This window comes from Acidimicrobiales bacterium, from assembly GCA_035531755.1.
GTDB lineage: Bacteria > Actinomycetota > Acidimicrobiia > Acidimicrobiales > UBA8190 > DATKSK01.
The window spans coordinates 1-18,136 of sequence record DATKSK010000040.1 but is presented as its reverse complement, the minus strand read 5'-3'; the positions used below and the strand labels follow the sequence as shown (position 1 = coordinate 18,136).

The 18,136-nt window shown below is 74.5% G+C and carries 16 protein-coding genes and 1 tRNA gene; 14 read left to right on the top strand and 3 right to left on the bottom strand.

The features are described from left to right. The first annotated feature begins 132 nt into the window (after positions 1–132). Entirely contained in the window at positions 133–2,208 is a 2,076-nt protein-coding gene (uvrC, locus tag VMV22_08430; GenBank protein ID HUY22354.1) for an excinuclease ABC subunit UvrC, read from the top strand. Between the two features lie 32 nt (positions 2,209–2,240). Here the strand turns inward: uvrC and VMV22_08425 are convergent, their stop codons facing one another. Further along, positions 2,241–2,588, bottom strand: a complete 348-nt coding sequence (locus VMV22_08425) for a hypothetical protein (GenBank protein ID HUY22353.1) — start codon at positions 2,586–2,588, stop codon at positions 2,241–2,243. Positions 2,589–2,761: 173 nt separating this feature from the next. Here VMV22_08425 and rapZ point away from each other — a divergent pair, with 173 nt between their 5' ends. The 11 genes from rapZ to VMV22_08370 all read left to right on the top strand — a co-directional run bounded on the left by rapZ (position 2,762) and on the right by VMV22_08370 (position 14,993). Next, positions 2,762–3,613, top strand: coding sequence for an RNase adapter RapZ (rapZ, locus tag VMV22_08420; GenBank protein ID HUY22352.1), 852 nt, complete (start codon positions 2,762–2,764; stop codon positions 3,611–3,613). Between the two features lie 34 nt (positions 3,614–3,647). Then, the gene (gene yvcK / locus VMV22_08415) at positions 3,648–4,517 is read left to right on the top strand and encodes a uridine diphosphate-N-acetylglucosamine-binding protein YvcK (protein HUY22351.1); all 870 of its coding nucleotides are present in this window, start codon (positions 3,648–3,650) and stop codon (positions 4,515–4,517) included. A 5-nt stretch (positions 4,518–4,522) separates the two neighbouring features. Beyond that, positions 4,523–5,557, top strand: a complete 1,035-nt coding sequence (gene gap / locus VMV22_08410) for a type I glyceraldehyde-3-phosphate dehydrogenase (GenBank protein ID HUY22350.1) — start codon at positions 4,523–4,525, stop codon at positions 5,555–5,557. Between the two features lie 34 nt (positions 5,558–5,591). After that, positions 5,592–6,800 (top strand): phosphoglycerate kinase, encoded by a 1,209-nt coding sequence (locus tag VMV22_08405; GenBank protein ID HUY22349.1) that lies wholly within the window; start codon positions 5,592–5,594, stop codon positions 6,798–6,800. A 92-nt stretch (positions 6,801–6,892) separates the two neighbouring features. Continuing rightward, the gene (tpiA, locus tag VMV22_08400; protein HUY22348.1) at positions 6,893–7,666 is read left to right on the top strand and encodes a triose-phosphate isomerase; all 774 of its coding nucleotides are present in this window, start codon (positions 6,893–6,895) and stop codon (positions 7,664–7,666) included. A 52-nt stretch (positions 7,667–7,718) separates the two neighbouring features. Further along, positions 7,719–7,949 carry a preprotein translocase subunit SecG gene (gene secG, locus VMV22_08395; GenBank protein HUY22347.1) on the top strand — a complete coding sequence of 77 codons (231 nt, stop codon included), beginning with the start codon at positions 7,719–7,721 and terminating at the stop codon, positions 7,947–7,949. A gap of 77 nt (positions 7,950–8,026) precedes the next feature. Continuing rightward, on the top strand, positions 8,027–9,757 hold the full coding sequence (locus tag VMV22_08390) for an ABC transporter family substrate-binding protein (GenBank protein HUY22346.1): 1,731 nt from the start codon (positions 8,027–8,029) through the stop codon (positions 9,755–9,757). Between the two features lie 37 nt (positions 9,758–9,794). Then, positions 9,795–11,447 carry a lipopolysaccharide biosynthesis protein gene (locus tag VMV22_08385; protein ID HUY22345.1) on the top strand — a complete coding sequence of 551 codons (1,653 nt, stop codon included), beginning with the start codon at positions 9,795–9,797 and terminating at the stop codon, positions 11,445–11,447. Next, positions 11,444–12,358 carry a glycosyltransferase gene (locus tag VMV22_08380; GenBank protein HUY22344.1) on the top strand — a complete coding sequence of 305 codons (915 nt, stop codon included), beginning with the start codon at positions 11,444–11,446 and terminating at the stop codon, positions 12,356–12,358. The genes VMV22_08385 and VMV22_08380 overlap by 4 nt, the downstream gene beginning before the upstream one ends. 137 nt (positions 12,359–12,495) lie before the next feature. Then, a complete protein-coding gene (locus VMV22_08375; protein HUY22343.1) occupies positions 12,496–14,127 on the top strand; it encodes a polysaccharide deacetylase family protein in 1,632 nt (543 codons plus the stop codon). Then, positions 14,124–14,993 (top strand): phytanoyl-CoA dioxygenase family protein, encoded by an 870-nt coding sequence (locus VMV22_08370; protein HUY22342.1) that lies wholly within the window; start codon positions 14,124–14,126, stop codon positions 14,991–14,993. The genes VMV22_08375 and VMV22_08370 overlap by 4 nt, the downstream gene beginning before the upstream one ends. Here the strand turns inward: VMV22_08370 and VMV22_08365 are convergent. Beyond that, positions 14,942–16,975: a DUF2264 domain-containing protein gene (locus VMV22_08365; protein HUY22341.1), complete on the bottom strand. Its 2,034-nt coding sequence runs from the start codon at positions 16,973–16,975 to the stop codon at positions 14,942–14,944. The two genes, VMV22_08370 and VMV22_08365, sit on opposite strands and share 52 nt — an antisense overlap. Positions 16,976–17,127: 152 nt before the next feature. On the opposite strand from VMV22_08365, the gene VMV22_08360 reads away from it, so the two are divergent. Next, positions 17,128–17,211, top strand: a tRNA-Leu gene (locus tag VMV22_08360). 193 nt (positions 17,212–17,404) lie between these two features. Here VMV22_08360 and VMV22_08355 read toward each other — a convergent pair. Further along, the gene (locus VMV22_08355) at positions 17,405–17,611 is read right to left on the bottom strand and encodes a hypothetical protein (protein ID HUY22340.1); all 207 of its coding nucleotides are present in this window, start codon (positions 17,609–17,611) and stop codon (positions 17,405–17,407) included. Positions 17,612–17,942: 331 nt separating this feature from the next. Here VMV22_08355 and VMV22_08350 point away from each other — a divergent pair. After that, a partial coding sequence (locus VMV22_08350; GenBank protein ID HUY22339.1) for a hypothetical protein occupies positions 17,943–18,136 on the top strand: 194 nt, incomplete at its 3' end.

Below are 18,136 nucleotides of genomic sequence, written 5' to 3'. Positions count from 1 at the left end.
ACCGCGGGCCCCGCACGACGGCTTGTGCCCGTACGGCTCTGCACGACGGCCCCTGCCCGTACGGCTCCGCACGGCGGCCCGTGCCCGTACGGCTCTGCACGACGGCCCGTGCCCGTACGGCACAGTGGAGGTGTGCGCACGCGGCCGTCCCCGGGGTCGATCCCGGACACCCCGGGCTCCTACCAGTTCCTCGACGCCGAGGGCAGGGTCCTGTACGTGGGCAAGGCCAAGTCCCTGCGCAGCCGCGTGAGCAACTACTTCGCCGACCCGGCCACCCTCGCGCCCCGCACGGCGCAGATGGTGTCGCTCGCCGACCGGGTGGAGTGGATCCAGGTGGCCAACGAGGTGGAAGCCATCCTCCTCGAGTACGCCCTGATCAAGCGGCACCGGCCCCGCTTCAACATCCGCCTGGCCGACGACAAGTCCTACCCGTCGATGGCGGTCACCCTCGCCGACGAATGGCCCCGGGCGGCGGTGGTCCGGGGCCGGCGCCGGCCGGGGGTGCGCTACTTCGGCCCCTACGCCCACGTGGGGGCCATCCGCGACACCCTCGACCTCCTCCTGCGGACGTTCCAGGTCCGCACGTGCTCGGACCGCAAGCTCGAGCGCCACACCAAGATGGGCAAGCCCTGCCTGCTCTTCCACATCGAGCGCTGCTCGGGCCCGTGCATCGGCGCCGTGGACCACGACCGCTACGGCCAGATGGTGGACGACCTCATGGCCTTCCTGGCCGGGGACACCGAGGACGTGGAGCGCCGGTTGGTGGCCGAGATGGAGCAGGCCGCCGCCGACCTCGACTTCGAGCGCGCCGCCCGCCTGCGCGACCGGCTCCAGACCCTGCGCACCGCGCTGGAGCGCCAGCAGGTGGTCACCGACCGGCCCGAGGACCTCGACGTGGTCGGCATCGACGAGGACCCCCTCGAGGCGGCCGTGTGCGTCTTCCACGTGCGCCGGGGCCGGGTGGTGGGGCGGCGGGCCTTCGTGGTCGACAAGGTCGAGGAGCTGACCCCGCCCCAGCTCGTGGGCCGGGTGCTCGAGGAGCTCTACGGCGACGCCGACCCGTCGCCCACGGCGGCGCGCCACACCGCCCGGGTGCGCGGGGGCGACAGCTCGGGGTGGACGTCGGGCGCCGGCGACCCCCGGCGCTGGGGCACCGAGGGACCGGACTCGCCCGAGGTCCCGCGCCAGGTGCTCGTGCCCCACCTGCCCGACGCCCCCGAGGTGTACGAGGCCTTCCTGGAGGACCGCCGGGGCGCGGCGGTGGCGTTACGGGTGCCGCGGCGCGGCGGCAAGCGGGGGCTGCTCGACACGGTGACCCGCAACGCCGGTGAGGAGCTCGCCCGCCACCGCCTGCGCCGGGCCTCCGACCACGACAGCCGGGCGCGGGCCCTCGAGGCGCTGCGGGAGGTCCTGGGGCTCGAGCACGCCCCCCTGCGCATCGAGTGCTACGACATGAGCCACCTGCAGGGCACGGACTACGTGGGCTCGATGGTCGTCCTCGAGGACGGGCTGCCCCGCAAGTCCGAGTACCGCCGGTTCCGGCTGCGCGACGTCCCGGGCAACGACGACTACGCCGCCATGGAGGAGGTCCTGACCCGCCGGCTCACCGCCTTGGTGGCGGCCCGGGCCGTCACCGCCGGCGACTCCGCCGGCGACCCCGCCGGGGACCCCGCCGGGGACCCCGCCGTGGCCGGGAGCGCCCGGGCCCGGCGCTTCGCCTACCCGCCCCAGCTCCTTCTCCTCGACGGGGGCAAGGGACAGCTCGGTGTGGGCGTGCGGGTGCTGGAACGGCTGGGCCTGGCCGGGGAGATCCCCGTGGCCGCCCTGGCCAAGACGTTCGAGGAGGTCTTCGTCCCCGGCCGCTCCGACCCCGTGGTCGTGGCGCGGGGGTCCGAGGCGCTGTTCCTCCTGCAACGAGTGCGCGACGAGGCCCATCGCTTCGCCATCGGCTACCACCGGGACCTGCGGGGGCGGCGCATGACGCGCAGCGCGCTCGAGGGCGTCCCCGGCCTGGGCCCGGCCCGCCGGGCCCGGCTGCTCCGTGAGCTCGGGAGCGTGCGGGCGGTGCGCGGCGCGTCGCTCCAGGAGCTGCAGGCGCTGCCCTGGCTGCCCGACACGGTGGCGGCCGCCGTGCACGACCACCTGCACACCCTGTCGCCACGGTCCGCGGGACGGTCGGGTGGCGCCCACGTCCCGGGCCGGGGGTGACGTCCCCGGGCCCGCCGGCCCGGGACCCGGTCCTACCGGCAGCCGTACTCGGCCCGGGTGGAGATCGTCATCTGGGGGATGATGAAGGTGTTCCAGCGCTTGAGGACGGCCTGCTGCTTGGCGACCTTGTCGGGGCCCGACAGCTTGCCGTAGGCCTCCGTGAAGGCGTTGCGGAAGCTGCGCACCGTCGAGGCGTCCCTGGCCGTCAGCCCCGACAGCGAGGGCATGGGGCCGAGCGGGTTCGCCATGGCGGCCGCCACCCGGTCGGCCTCGGCCTGGCACATGGGCTGCCCCCGGTCGACCAGGAAGAACACCACGATGCCGACGGCCACCAGCGCACCGACGATGACCGCGATGGTGGACCCGGAGAGACGCCGCATGGCGATGTTCTAGTCGATGGCCGCGGCGTCGGTGCCACCGGGGGCCCCCGTGTCCCACCGACGGCGCCGCGGTGGGGGAGGATGGACCCGATGGACCCCATGCACCCGATGCGCCCCATGCACCCCGTGCGCCCCGTGCGCCCGATGGGCCGGGCGCCCGCGACGGCGGGGCCGTGAGCGACTACCTGCTGATCACCGGCATGTCGGGGGCGGGGCGGTCGACGGCCGCGGCGGCCCTCGAGGACGCCGGCTGGTACGTGATCGACAACATGCCCCCCTCCCTGCTGTCCGAGGTGGCCGACGTCGTGGGGCGGCCCGGCTCGACCCAGGAGCGGGTGGCCCTGGTCATCGGCCGGGGCGGCGGGGCCCGGGTCGACGAGGCGCTCCCCGCCATCGACGACCTGCGTGCCCGGGGGCACCGTGTCCGGCTCGTCTACCTCGACGCCCCCCAGGACGTGCTGGTGCGCCGGTTCGAGGGCACCCGGCGCCGCCACCCCATCCCCGAGCGCCAGGTGGCCGAGGCCATCGCCGACGAGCGCCGTCTGCTGGAGCCCATCCGCGAGCGCGCCGACGTGGTGGTCGACACCGCCGAGCTCAACGTCAACCAGCTGCGCCAGCGCGTCACCGACCTGTTCGGCGACGACTTCGAGCCCGGCATGCGCACGTCGGTGGTGTCGTTCGGCTACAAGCACGGCCTGCCCCTCGACGCCGACCTCGTCTTCGACTGCCGCTTCCTGCCCAACCCGCACTGGGTCGAGGCCCTGCGGCCGCTGTCCGGGCTCGACGCGCCCGTGCGCGACTTCGTCATGGGCCAGGAGGCCACGCCCTCGTTCCTGGACCGGGTGGACGACCTGGTCGGGACGCTGCTCCCGGCCTTCGTGGACGAGGGCAAGTCGTACCTCACCATCGCGCTGGGGTGCACGGGGGGTCGCCACCGCTCGGTGGCCCTGGCCGAGGAGCTGGGGCAGCGGCTGCGGGCCCGGGGCAGCGAGGCCGTCGTCATCCACCGGGACATCGCCCGATGAGGACCTGGCGGCCGCGACACCGGGACGTCGCCCGATGAGGGCCTCCGGGCCCCGGGTGGTGGCCGTGGGCGGGGGCCACGGGCTGGCCGCCACCCTCCACGCGGTGCGCCGCTACGCCGGGGAGATCACCGCCATCGTGTCGGTGGCCGACGACGGCGGGTCGTCGGGGCGACTGCGCCGGCAGTTCGGGATCATCCCCCCCGGCGACCTCCGCAGGTGCCTGGTCGCCCTGGCCCAGGAGGGGTCGCCCCTGGCCGTGGCCTTCGAGCAGCGCTTCGACGCCGACGAGCTGGCCGGCCACGCGCTGGGCAACCTGGTGATCGCCGGCCTGCTGGCCGCCTGCGGGGACCCCCAACAGGGCCTCGACGAGGCCGCCCGCCTGCTGGGGGCGGTCGGGCGGGTGGTCCCGGCCACCTCGGAGCCCGTCGTGCTGAAGGCGGAGGCGGACACCGGCGACGTCGAGGGGCAGACGGCCGTCATGCGCACCGCGCACATCCGCCGGGTGTCGCTGGTCCCGACCGACCCCCCGGCACCGCCGGCGGCCATCGAGGCGTTGCGGCGGGCCGACCAGGTGGTGATGGGCCCGGGGTCGCTGTTCACGAGCGTGCTGGCGGCCGCGGCCGTGCCCGGGATCGCCGAGGGGATCCGGCGGTCCGCGGGGCGGCGGGTGTACGTGGCCAACCTGCGCCCCGAGGGTGAGGAGACGGCGGGCTACGACGTGGCCGCCCACGTGGCCGCCCTGGTCGCCCACGGGATCGCGGTGGACGTGGTGCTCGCCGACCCGGCGGCCATCGCGCTGGGCGACGTGGGGGTGCCGGTGGTCACCGCGGCGCTGGCCAAGGCCAACGGCCGGGCCCATGACCCGGCACGACTGGCGGCAGCCCTCGGCCGTCTGGTCGGATAGGGCCGATGACAGTTCGAGTGGGCATCAACGGGTTCGGGCGGATCGGGCGCAACTTCCTGCGCGCCGCGCGCCAACAGGGCGCCGACGTGGAGGTGGTGGCCCTCAACGACCTGACCGACGCGGCCACCAACGCCCATCTGCTGCGCTACGACACCACGCACGGGCGTTTCGGCGCCGAGGTGCGGGCGGAGGGCGACCACATCGTGGTGGACGGGGCGCGCATCGCCGTCCTGGCCGAGCGCGAGCCCAAGGCGCTCCCGTGGGGCGAGCTGGGCGTGGAGGTCGTGGTGGAGTCGACGGGGCGCTTCACGGCCCGCGCCGACGCCGCCGCCCACCTCGAGGGCGGGGCGCGGCGCGTCGTCATCTCGGCCCCGGCCAAGGACGCCGATGCCACCTTCGTGATGGGGGTGAACGACGGGTCGTTCGACCCGGCCCGTCACGTGGTGGTGTCGAACGCGTCGTGCACCACCAACTGCTTCGTGCCCATGGTGAAGGTCCTCGACGACGCCTTCGGCGTGAAGAACGGCCTCATGACGACGGTGCACGCCTACACCAACGACCAGAACCTCCTCGACCTCCCGCACGCGGACCTGCGCCGGGCGCGGGCGGCGGCCCAGAACACCGTGCCGGCGTCGACGGGCGCGGCACGCGCCACCGGGCTGGTGCTGCCGGCCATGCAGGGCCGCCTCGACGGCACCGCCCTGCGCGTGCCCGTCGTCGACGGGTCCATCACCGACTTCACCGCGCTGGTGCCGCGGGCCGTGACCGTCGACGAGGTCAACGAGGCCTTCCGGGCGGCGGCGTCGAGCGGTTCCCTGGCCGGGGTCCTCGTGTACACCGAGGACCCCATCGTGTCGTCGGACATCGTGGGCAGTGCCGCCTCGTGCACGTTCGACGCCGGCCTCACCATGGTCATGCCGGTCGACGACGACACGACCCTGGTCAAGGTGCAGGGCTGGTACGACAACGAGTGGGGGTACGCCAACCGCCTCGTCGACCTGGTGGTCCTGCTGGGGGCCGCCGGCCCCCCGGCGACCTGAACGCGATGGGACGACGGGTGCGGGTGTGATCGGCGTGTCGCGGCCGCACGGCGGGCCGCTCGCCGGGTTGCCGGTGCTGGAGGACCTCCCCGACGTCGCCGGACGGCGGGTGCTCGTGCGGGTCGACTTCAACGTGCCCCTGGCCCACGGGCCCGGCGGCCCCGCCGACGTCGTGGTGGACGACGACTTCCGCATCCGGGCGGCGCTGCCCACGCTGACGTGGCTGCGCGACCGGGGGGCCGAGGTCACCGCCTGCTCCCACCTGGGCCGGCCCAAGGGCACGGTGGACCCCCGCTACGGCATGGCGCCCGTGCGGGCCCGCCTCGCCGAGCTGGCGCCCGGGGTGGCGCTGCTCGAGAACCTGCGGTTCGACCCGGGGGAGGAGGCCAACGACCCCGCCTTCGTCGACCGGCTGGTCGACGGCTTCGAGGCCTACGTGAACGACGCCTTCGGCGCCTCGCACCGGTCGCACGCCTCGGTGGTGGGGCCCCCGGCGCACCTGCCGTCGGCGGCCGGGCGCCTGCTGGCGCGCGAGGTCGAGGTCCTCGGTGGCCTGCTCGACGACCCCGCCCGCCCGTTCGTGGCCGTGGTGGGCGGGGCCAAGGTGGCGGACAAGCTGGGCGTGCTGCAGGCCCTGCTGGACAAGGTCGACCAGCTGCTCGTCGGCGGGGGGATGGCCTTCACCTTCCTCGCCGCCCAGGGCCACGACGTGGGGGCCTCGCTCCTCGACGCCGGCAGCGTGGGCCGCTGCGGGGCGGTCCTGGCCGAGGGCGGCGACCGCATCCTGCTGCCGACGGACCTGGTGGCCCTGGCGCCGGGGGGCACCATCGGCGGCGGCGCCCCCGGTGAGGGCGAGGTGCGCATGCTCGGGACCGACCTGCCCCGGGGATGGCGGGGCCTCGACATCGGGCCGGAGACCGCCGGCACCTACGCGGACGTGGTGCGCTCGGCCGGGACCGTCTTCTGGAACGGCCCCATGGGCGTGTTCGAGGACGACCGCTTCGCCGCCGGCACGCACACGGTGGCCACGGCGGTGGCCGAGGGCCGGGGCTTCAGCGTGGTGGGCGGGGGCGACTCGGTGGCCGCGCTCGACCACCTGGGCCTCGAGGACCGCATCGGCTGGGTGTCCACCGGCGGGGGTGCGTCGCTCGAGCTGCTCGAGCACGGAGACCTCCCCGGACTGGCGGCCCTGCGGCGGGCGTCCAACGCGGCGGCGGTGGCCCGACGGGCCGGGAGCGCCTGACGTGCCGGCGGTGGCCTGAGATGGCAGCAGCAGCAGCAGCGGCAGCGGCGGCGGCAGCGGCAGCCGGAAACGGGGCGCGGCGGCGACCCCTCGTGAGCGCCAACTGGAAGATGCACCACGACCACCTGCAGTCCATCCGGACCGTGCAGGACCTCGGACTGCGGCTGGGGCCGTCCGACGTGGCGTCCGTGGACGTGTCGGTGCACCCGGCGTTCACCAGCCTGCGATCGGTGCAGACCGTCATCGAGGACCGGTCGATCCCCGTGGCCCTCGGCGCCCAGCACTGCCACCACGAGGACAAGGGGGCGTTCACCGGCGAGGTGGCCCCGCCCATGCTGGCGCGGCTGGGGGTGACGCTCGTGATCGTGGGCCACTCCGAGCGCCGCCAGTTCTTCGGCCAGACCGACGAGGACGTGGCCACCACCCTCCGGGCGGTGCTGCGCCACGGCATGACGCCGGTGCTGTGCGTGGGGGAGACCGAGGAGGAGCGCGAGGACGGCGAGACCGAGCCGCGCCTCACCGCCCAGACCACGGCCGCCCTCCAGGGCCTGGCGCCCGAGCAGGTGGCCGGCCTGGTGATCGCCTACGAGCCCATCTGGGCCATCGGCACGGGCCGCACGGCCACCGCCGAGGATGCCCAGGGCGCCTGTGCCCACATCCGGGGCGTGGTGGGCGGGCTGGCGGGCGCCGACGCCGGCGGTGCGGTGCGGATCCAGTACGGAGGCTCGGTGCGGCCCGAGAACACCGCCGAGCTCATGGGCCAGCCCGACGTCGACGGCGCCCTGGTCGGGGGGGCGAGCCTCGAGGCCGCCACCTTCGCCGCCATCGTCCAGGCCACGGCGTCGGTGGTGGGCGCCGGCCGGTGAGCGCGGGCCCTTTGGTAGCGTTGGCCGGTCCCACCCGCCCGAGGAGGCCTCCGTGCTGACGATCGCCATCGTGGTGATCCACATCCTGGTGTCGCTGGCCCTGGTGTTCCTCATCCTCATGCACTCGGGTAAGGGCGGCGGCCTGTCGGACATGTTCGGCGGCTCGGTGGGCCAGGCGGCGGCCGGGTCCACCGTGGTCGAGAAGAACCTCGACCGCATCACGATCACCGTGGCGATCATCTTCGCCTTCACCACCGTGACCCTGGCCCTCCGCCTGCAGTGACCGCCGGCCTGGCCGGCGACCGGGAGCCACCTGTGGGGCGCGCACGCCGCCGTGGCCCGCGCCCGGCGACGTCCTGGGTGAAGGGTGCGGCCGCCGTGGTGGCCGCCACCGTGGTGGTGGCCGCGTGCGGCGCCACGTCCCCGGGCACCGCCGCGGGCACCCGCTCGCCGACCACGACCGCCCCCCGGCTGGTGCCCGTCGCCGGGGGGACCGTGACCATGGCGCTCGACCAGGTCCCGTCCACGCTCAACGACCACACGGTGGCCGGCGCCACGCCCGCCGGGCGGATGCTGGCCAGCGCGCTGTGGGCCCAGGTGTTCCGGGTGGGGCCGCAGCTCACGCCCCAGCTCGACACGAACGTCGTCGACAGCGCCGAGGTGATCGACCTCCATCCGCAGACGGTGGTGTACCAGATCGACCCCCGGGCGGTGTGGTCCGACGGCGTCCCCATCAGCGCCGACGACTTCGCCTATGCCTGGGACTCCCAGAAAGGCGGCGCCCTCGACATCGACGGCACGCCGGACTCGGTCGTCTCCACCCGCGGCTACCGCGACATCGACTCGGTCACCGGCTCCAATGCAGGGCGCACCGTCACCGTGGTGTTCCGCACCCCGTTCGCCGACTGGGCGTCGCTGTTCGACGACCTGCTGCCCGCGCACATCGCCGAGCGCGTGGGCTGGAACCACGGGTTCGACCACTTCGACCCGGGCGTCCTGGTGTCGGCGGGGCCGTGGCTGGTGGAGTCGTGGCAGCCGGGATCGTCCATGGTCCTCGGCCGCAACCCGAAGTGGTGGGCCGGGGCGCCGGGCCTCGACCACCTGGCGGTGCGGGCGGTGGGCGGCAGCGCCGCGGCGGCCGACGCGCTGGGCTCGGGCCAGGCCCAGGTGGCCGACCCCGTCGCCTTCGACCAGACCTTCTTGGCGCGGGCATCGTCGTCGCCGGCGCTGCAGAGCGCGGCCAACCTGGGCACGCGCATGCTGCAGCTGACCTTCAACGTGCACCGCGCCCCGCTCGACGTGGCGGCGGTGCGCCAGGGCATCGCCCACGCCGTGGACCGCGCCGCCATCGTCACGAGCGTGGGCCAGCCGGAGAACCACTCCGTCTGGGAGGACAACGACCATCTGGTGGCGAACACCGAGCCCGGCTACACCGACAACGGCGCGGGCTACGAGAAGGCGGACCCGGTGGCGTCCGCCCGGCTCCTGGCCCAGGGAGGCCTGGCGGCCGACGCCCAGGGCACGTGGTCGCAACGCGGCAAGCCCGTCGGTCTCGACCTGGTGTGGGCCGGTGACGACCCCTGGTCGGCGGCGGTGGGGCCCATCGTGGCCGCCCAGCTCGTGACGGCGGGGTTCGACGTGGTGGCCACGCCGATGCCCGCGGCGCAGTTGCTGGGCACCGTGCTGCCGGCCGGCGCCTTCGACCTCGCCGTCGTGCCGGTGGACACGAGCGCGTACCCGAGCGCCATGGGCAGCGTGTTCTCGACGTCACCGGCGGTCAACGGCGCCGACGCCACGCAGGACTGGTCGGGCTTCGACGACCCGAGGATCGACGCACTGTTCACCCAGGCGGTGCAGGAGCTGGCCCCGCCGCGGGCCCAGGCGCTCTACTCGCAGATCGACCAGGACCTGTGGGCGGCCATGCCGACGCTGCCGCTGTTCGCCGAGCCCACGGCGCTCGTGTGGTCGGCCTCGCTCTCGGGCGTGGGCGACGACCCCGGCGGCCTCGGGCCCATGTGGAACGCCCGCAACTGGGCACTGCTGGCCCCGGCCCCCGCCGCGGGGGCCGCCGGCACCGGCACGGCACCGTAAGCGCACCGTCGTCGGCCGGGCGGGGCATGCTGGGGGGATGGTGAAACGGCCGCGGGCCGCCTCGGGGGGCTCTGCCGCCCTCCCGGCGCGCTTCGCCCGCAACGCCACGTCGAACTACGCCCTGACCGGTGTCCTCATGGCGGTGGCGCTGATCACCACCCCCGTCCTGACGAGCCACCTCGGCCCGGTCCGCTTCGGGATCTGGATCTTCGTGGGGTCGACCATCGCCTGGGTGCAGCTGTTGGACCTGGGGTTCGGTGGCGCCGTGGTGGCGGCGGTGGCCCGTCTGTCGGCGGCCGGCGAGGACGACACCTTGCAGCGGACGCTCAACACCTCGTTCTTCCTCCTGGTCCTCCTCGGGCTCGTCGCCCTGGCGGTGTCCGCGCTCGGCGCGCTGCTCCTGCCGCCCGCCATCCATCTGCGCGACCCGCTGGCGGGGACCACGCGCGCCCTGCTGCTGCTGCTGGGCCTCGACATGGCGATCTCGATCCCGATGGACACCTTCGGCTGCGGCATGGTCGCCCTGCAGCGCTACGACCTGCTCAACGCCACCCTGATCGGTGTGGCGGTGTGCCAGGCGATCGCCTGGACCGTCGTGCTGGCGAACGGCGGCGGCCTCCTGGCGTTGGGAATCGCCACGGTCGCCATCAGCCTGTGCGGGCAGGCGGTGCGCTACGGGCTGTTCCGGCGCCTGCTGCCGCGGTTCTCGCTGTCGCTCGGCCTCGTCGACCGGGGGCTCGTGCGCACCCTGGCCACACCGGCCGGCTGGTACGCGCTGGGGGACTCGCTCGAGGGCTTCCGGGACTACGCCAGCGTGCTCGTCCTCGGCCTCGTCCGCAACGTCGCCACCGCGGGCATCTTCGCCGTGGGCGAGAAGCTCGCCACCCTGGGGACGAAGCTCGGCACCCCGTTGGTCGACCCCTTCTTCCCCCATGCGGCCGCCATGGTCGGCCGGGGCGACGACGAGCGGCTCGGGGCGTCCGCCCGCGCGGGCATGCGCCTGACGGCCGGGGTCACCATCCCCTTCTGCCTCGTGGTGGCGGTCCTCGCCCGGCCCGCGTTGATCGCCTGGGTGGGCCCGACGTACCAGCGCGCCACCCCGGCCGTGGTCATCCTGGCGGTGGCGTTCGGGCTGCGCTCCCTCGGGGCGGTCCCCTCCAGGATCGTGAGCGGCTCCGGCGGCCAGATGCTGATCGCCGTCACGTCGTCGGCCGAGGTGGCCACGCAGGTGGTGCTGACCGCGGTGCTGGGGTGGTACCTCGGGATCACCGGCGTGGCCCTGGCGGTCATGGGCTCCGTCGTGTGCGTGGAGCTGGCCGTGACGCTGCCCCTGGTGACCAGGCGCCTGCGTACCGGGATGGTGCCGCTGCTCACGCCGGTGCTGCGCGCCCATCTCCTGCCGCTGGCGGTGGCGGGTGCCCTCGGCGTGTCGCTGTCGGCGGGACCGGTCACGAGCGTGGTCCGGGCCCACGGGCGGCTTGCGGGCGTGGCGGCCGTCGCCGTGGCCGGTGCCGCCACGCTGGTCGTGTACGCGGCGGTGTTCGGGGCCACGAGCCTGGACGGTGATGCACGTCGTGGGGTGGTGGCGTGGCTGCGGCGCACGACGCCGCCCGCCGGGCCCGGGGAACCGGAGCCGGCGACGTCGCCGGGTGGGCGCGTGGGGCCGGAGCTGACGGACCCGGGCCGATGAGGGTCGCCGTGGTCGTGCCGGTGCGCAACGGGGAGGCGATGGTGGGCGCGTGCGTCGCCGCCATCGGGAACCAGACCCGGGTACCCGACGAGCTGGTCGTGGTGGACAACGGCTCGACCGACGGCACGGCGCGCGCCGCCGCGTCCGCCGGTGCCACCGTGGTGGCGGAGCCGGTGCGCGGGTCGTTCCGGGCCCGGAACACCGGATGGCGATCGACGACGTCGGACGTCATCGCCTTCACCGACGGGGACTGCATTCCCGAGCCGACCTGGCTGGAAGAGCTCCTGGAGCCGTTCGCCGACCCGTCGGTGGCCGGCGTCGGTGGCGCCATCGTCCAGGCCGAGCTGCGCTCGGCGGCGCAGCGGTGGATGGTCGAGCGCAAGTTCCTCGACCAGGCCTTCAACATGTCGAGCGGGTTCCTGCCCTTCTTCGCCACGGCCAATGCCGCCTACCGCCGCTCGATGCTCGAGGCGCTCGGTGGCTTCGACGAGCACTTCCTGGTGGCCGGGGGGGACAACGACCTGTCCTGGCGGGTGCAGGCCCTCGCCGGCGGCCGGCTCGTCTACCGGCCGGACGCCGCCGTGCGCCATTTCGTGGGCGGGCGGTTCACCGAGGTGACGGCGCGGTGGCGGCGGTACTCGGCCGGCGTGGTCATGCTGGAGCGGCGCTGGTCGGCCTGGCCCGGCTACCCGGCGACGCCGCCGTTCGCCACGCGCATGCGGCGGGTGTGGGAGCTGCCGCTCGCCCTCGGGAGCCGGGCGATGACGCGGCGCCCGCTGTCGGTGCCGGTCCTCGACGCCGCCGTGGCCGTCAGCAGCGAGGTGGGACGGCTGCGCGGTCGGCTCGACCGTCGGGCCAGGGCGATGGTGCCATTGCGCCCGGACGGCCGACCGGGCCGGGCGGCCAAGTGAGCCTCGAGCCGCCGGCGTCGCCGGGGCGACCACGTGAGCCTCGCGCCGCCGGCGTCGCCGGGGCGACCACGTGAGCCTCGCGCCGCCGGCGTCGCCGGGGCGACCGTGACGCCGTGCCCGCATCAGGCCCCGTGACCATGCCCTCCGGCGCGCCGGTCATGACCGTCGTCGTCTTCGGGTACCGCAACGAGGCCACGATCCTCCGTGCGGTGGGGTCGGTGCTCGAGCAGGAGACCGACGACCCGGTCGAGGTGGTGGTGGCGACGTCGGGCGGGGACCGGTCGGCCGAGCTCGTGCGCCGGCGCTTCCCGGCCGTGGCGGTGGCCGAGTCGACGGTGCGGCTCTTCCCGGGCGGGACGCGCAACCGCGGCGTGGCCATGGCCAGGGGGGAGCTCGTGGCCTTCCTCGAGGCCGACTGCGTGGCGGCCCCCGGATGGGTGCGCGGGCGAATCGCCTGTCACCGCGCCGGCCACGAGGCCGTGGCGGGGGCCATGGCGGCGACGCCGTCCGACGGCCGGGCGGGGCGCACGGCGCTGTACCTGCTCCACCCCAATCGCCTCGTCGGCCACCGCGCGGGCCGGGCGCACCCGTACCAGGCCTACGGCCTGTCGTTCAGCCGCCGCCTCCTCGAGCGGGCGGGGCCGTTCGACGAGACGCTGCGGACCGACGAGGACACCGCCATGGTGGAGCGGATCCGCGCCCTCGGTGTCGAGCCGTGGTTCGACCCCGGGGTGGTGCGCGAGCACATCGGCCCCGCCACCTTCGTCGAGATGCTGCGCGACCAGTACGCCCGGGGGCGGCTCGACTCGTGGCGCGAGATCCTGAGCCTGCCGGCCGGGAGGGCCCGCCGCTCGTGGGAGACCACTGCGGGGGCGCGTAGCGCCCTCGTGGTGGCACGCACGGCCCGGCGGGGGTGGAAGCGGGCGCGCTGGACCGCAGCCGAGCTGCGGCGCGGCCATGCGGGCCCGGGCGCCGAGCTCGTCGCCCTCCTGCCCGCCATGGCGGCCGGGAGCGTGGCCTACAACCTCGGGTGGTGCGTCGACCAGCTGCGGGTGGTGCACCGCGTCTCGGGCGGGCCGCGCCGGGACCCCGCGCCGGCGCCCTCCGGCGTCCGCCGCCGGGTGACCGCGAGCGGGGACCGGTGGGTGGCGCTGACGTTCGACGACGGCCCCGGCCGGCACACCGCCGCCGTCCTCGAGGAGCTGCGCCGGCTCGGCGCCCCGGCGGCCTTCTTCGTGACGGGTGCCGCCGCCCGGGCGCGGCCCGACGACGTGCGCGCCATCGCCGCCGCCGGCCACGTGGTCGGGAGCGCGGGGTGGTCCGGCGCGCCGTTCACGGACATGGCCGACGGCGAGCTCGACGAGGGCCTGTCGCACACCGACGCCCTGCTCCAGGAGCTGACGGGCCGTGCCGTGCGCCACGTCGGTCCGCCGGGCGGCCACTACGACGAGCGCGTCGTGTCTGCCCTGCAGCGACGGGGGCAGCAGGTGTGGCTGTGGACGACGCACCCCGGCGAGGACGCGGCGCGCACCGGGGCCGGCGACACGGTGTCGGGGGTCGTCGACAGGGTGTCGGGGATCGTCGACGGGTTGACGCCCGGCGCCGTGCTCCGCCTCCACGATCGCGACGACGACGTCGACGTCGCGGCCCTCCCGGCACTGGTGCGCCGGGTGCGGGCACTGGGCTACGAGCTCGTGACACTCGATCACCCGTCGGGTGCGGCCGACGCCGGGGGAGACCGGGACGGGCCGGTACCGTGCGCACGGTGAGCCGTCGGCGCCCGAGCCCGCAGGAGGTGGCGCGCTTCCGCCGGGACGGGTACGTGGCGGTGGCGCGCCGTGTCGTTTCTCCGAGGGCCCTGCGGGTGCCGCGCCGGCTCCTGGACGCGCTCTTCGACCGCGCCGACGAGCTGCCCCCGTCGTGGGTGCACGACCTCGCCCCGGGGTCCGATGGCGGGAGGGTCCCCGAGATCGTCCACTGCGCGCATCTGGAGCCCCGCCTGCTGCAGTGCCGTGCCTACCGGCTGGCGTTGCGCAGTGCCCGGCGGCTCCTCGGCGCCAAGGTGAAGCTGGCGTTCGACCACGCCATCTTCAAACCCTCCGGTGACGGCGCGGTCACGGCCCTGCACCAGGACCTGGCGTTCTCGCCGCAGTGGGACGTGCCCACGGCGACGATCTGGCTCGCCCTCGTCGATGCCACCGATGACAACGGCTGCATGCGGTTCCTGCCGAGCACACCCGAGGGGTTGCTCGATCACGAGCCGTCCGGGCGCGACGGGCTCGCCGCCATCGGCCTCGACGTGTCCGACGCCCGTCCCTGCCCCGTGCCGGCCGGCGGGTTCACCGCCCACAGCCAGCGGGCCGTCCACGGGTCGGGCCCCAACCGCACGGCGCAGGCGCGGGCGGCGTGGATCTTGAAGTTCGAGCGCGACGACCGGTCGTGGCGCCGGCGGACGTGGGAGCGGTCCCTGGAATTGCAGGGCGTGGCGGTGCCGCGCCGGTTCCGGCACCTCGTGGAGGCCTTCGCGCCGGTGACGTCTGCACGGGGCCCCGTTCACACCGGTCCCGGACCGGCGCGGGCGGATCAGCAGGAGGGCAGTGCGCAGCGGCTGCCGTCGGGGGACCAGCGGGCGTAGCGATAGGTGCCGTCGAGCTCGAGGCGCCCGACCGCGACGCGCAGGGGGCCCGGTCGGAAGAGCTGGACGAGGTGCTCCTCGCCGTCGGCGAACCGCACGACCAGGGCGCGACGGGTGAGCACCTCCACCGTCGACGACGCCCGGATGGCCTCGGCGTCGACGGGCCCGGTCGTGAGCACGTGCGCGCAGACCAGGAGCGCCTCGGGCTCCCCACCGTCCCCGTCGACGTAGGGGACGACGGTGTGGCGACCGAAGGGCGACGCCTCCACGGCGGTGCGCCATCCCGCGCCGGTCCAGCCGTGCAGGGCGATGACGGCCCCCGTCAGCCCATCCGTGGTGGTCGCCGCGCACCAGCCGTCGCCTCGCGACACCGCCGGAGGCTCGTCGTGGCTCACCGCCAGTCCTCCGTCGCGGATGGTGCCACCGTCGAGGGACCACAGGTGGGTGACGCGCAGCTCCATGTCGGGCCGGGCCACCGAGACGGTCTCCACGCGCTCGTCGCGGTCGGGGGTGGGCCCGAGGAACCGGGGCCGCATGCCGGCGGGGAGCCGGCGCGCCAGTGCCACCGCTCGCCGGCGGCGCGCCGACGGTGGTGGGGGTTGCGGCGTCCAGGTCGACGAGGCGAAGCGGTCGCCCGCCGCCACGAGCGAGAACGCCCGCCGGCCGAGCAGGGTGCCGTCGCCCGCCACGATGGTGACCTGCCCGTCGAGGTCGAGCGCGCCCATCGGGCCGGTGGTGGGGGCGGTGCGGTTGCTGTAGCCGACCTTGCGGTAGCCGGGGTGCGCCGACACCGAGGGGGCGGTGGCTCCATGGGAGGCGACGCGTGTCAGGCCGTCGGTGGAGGTCATGCACACGAAGCCGGGGGTGGTCAGGGCCCGCGCCACCGGTGCGTCGGCCGGCCCCGCGGTCTCGGTGTCGGTCCAGGCCGGGTGGGCGGGGGCCAGGAGCAACCCGACGAAGGCGTCGCAGGCGACGAGCGGGGACAGGGGAGTGCTGTAGGAGTCGGCGATCGCCGGGAAGGCGCCGTACCAACCGAGCGGGGGGATCCCGTCGCGAAGCGCCCCGTGCACCACGAAGTGGCGGAGCACGCCGCTGGCGATGCGCCTCGTGGTGCCGTGGGTGAACGGGCTCGCGTCGACGAGGGCCCCCAACCAGAACGGCGCCGCCGCCGCGAAGCGGTACACGAGCGACCGTCCGTGGAGCACGGGCCCGCCGTCGGCCCCGACGAGGTGGGCGTACTCGCCGAGGAAGGTGCGCAGCCGCTCACGGAGGACCTGCGGGCCGCCGGGAAAGGCGTCGCCGCCGGTGATGCGCATCCAGTGGGCCAGGAGCAACTGGACCCCCCAGGCGCTGTAATGGCCGAAGCATGTGCCCGCGCCGTCGGAGTACCAGCCGTCACGGTGGTGCATGGCGTCGATCTGCCGCAGCGCCCGGCCGGTCGCACCCGCGTCGGTGGGGCCCGACACCTGCTCGAGGAAGCCGTCGACGACCACGGGGTACAGCAGCCAGTTGTTCCGGTGGACGGCCTTGCCCCGGACCGCCGTGAGCCACCGCAGGACCTGCTGCCGCGTGCCCGCGCCGAACTGGTCCCAGAGGTCCGCCCGGGTCTCGGCCAGCGTGATCGCCACCCACGCGGCCTCGACGATGGCCTGGTGGTGGTCGGCGGGCACGGGCCAGGCGTCCGGCTGCCGCGGTCGGGTGCCGACGTCGATCCCGCGGCCGAGCCACGACAGGAGGGGGTCGCGCACCGCGGCGTCGTCGCTGGAGGCGACGCGGTACCCGGCGAGCAACCCGGCGCGCGCGAAGCCTTCGAGGCCCGCGGTCGCACCTTGATCCGGGGACGTCTTCACGAACGATCCCCCCGACGATGTGTGCGCCCGGACGTCGGCGAGAACATGGTCGGCGGTGGCCTCCCAATGCGCGCGCGTCCACCCGGTGAAGGGCGAGCGGGTCCGGTCTTCGTCAGGCAGCCAGCTCGCCACGGCGCGATCCTAGGGTGACGCCGGATCGGGCCCCGGCGATGCGTGGGCAGGCCGCCGGGACGAAGATTCTCGACGCCACCAGGGAGTCCGGCACCTGTGTCCCTCGCGCTAGAGTGCCCTCTGCGCCGGGTCTCTTGGTTGGGCGCACGCCGGTCGGAGTGGCGGAATAGGCAGACGCGCTAGCTTGAGGGGCTAGTGCCCGAAAGGGCGTAGGGGTTCAAGTCCCCTCTCCGACACTCGGTGGCTATTCGGGTGAGGGTGCAGGCTCATGAAGCCTTGGAGCGGTACTCCTCCACTGCATCGATCGGAACGTGAGCAATCCCGTCGACCATGACGTAACGGATCTTACGCTCGTATACGAGGCGGAGTAGCTCCTTGGTGGGAATGCCCAATCGCCGAGCTGCCTGAGCCGCCCGGAGTGGCTGCTTGTCACCCATCGCCGCCTCCCGGTTCATCGAAACCCAGTCTACGGCTGAGGAGCTGGATTTGATGCTCAACCTGTGCAGCCTCGGCCAGGTGGTCGGTTTCGATCAGAGCATCACGGGCCTCCTCGAGGGCGGCAAGCAGGTCGAGGGCCTCCTCGAGTCCGAAATGGATCCTGGTCGGGGGTTCCTGGTCGGACGAATGATCCTCCACGATCCCAGCCTGTCACTGCGCTGTGTCGGTCCGTTGCGAGGTCCCAAGTCGCCAGTGGCCCTTGGTACGGGAACGTGCGGATCGGTTCTCCGACACCGAGTCGTAGTCGGGTGGATGCAGCGTTACGACGCCTTGGACCGGTACTCCTCCACCGCATCAACCGGAGCGCGAGCAATCCCATCGACCATCACATAACGGGTCTTGCGCTAGGGTTTCGGAACGAGAATCGGGAATCGGTTCCCGGGAATCGTAAGATCGGTTCGGAATCATGGCATCAACGCTCACCGGGCCTCCTACCCAGACCAGATGTCCGCGCGCAGTTCTTTGATCGATGGACTCGCATCCGCAGTTCGGGCCTCTTGTTTCCGAGCTGGCTTGCGTCTATAGCCTTAGCCTCGATCCACCGATCGGCGACCTGTGGGGCACCGAACGAAGTGATCGGCAAGGCGACGAGGCGAACGTCGTCGCTTGGAGCGCATTCATCGGCAGACGGGGCGTGCTCGATCAAGCCTTCGTGAAGTTCAC

Excerpts from the sequence above, each read along its gene's own strand:
- VMV22_08425 (HUY22353.1), bottom strand. The coding sequence starts at position 2,588 with ATGCGGCGTCTCTCCGGGTCCACCATCGCGGTCATCGTCGGTGCGCTG.
- yvcK (HUY22351.1), top strand. The coding sequence starts at position 3,648 with ATGAGGGCCTCCGGGCCCCGGGTGGTGGCCGTGGGCGGGGGCCACGGG.
- gap (HUY22350.1), top strand. The coding sequence starts at position 4,523 with ATGACAGTTCGAGTGGGCATCAACGGGTTCGGGCGGATCGGGCGCAAC.
- VMV22_08385 (HUY22345.1), top strand. The coding sequence starts at position 9,795 with ATGGTGAAACGGCCGCGGGCCGCCTCGGGGGGCTCTGCCGCCCTCCCG.
- VMV22_08380 (HUY22344.1), top strand. The coding sequence starts at position 11,444 with ATGAGGGTCGCCGTGGTCGTGCCGGTGCGCAACGGGGAGGCGATGGTG.
- VMV22_08375 (HUY22343.1), top strand. The coding sequence starts at position 12,496 with ATGCCCTCCGGCGCGCCGGTCATGACCGTCGTCGTCTTCGGGTACCGC.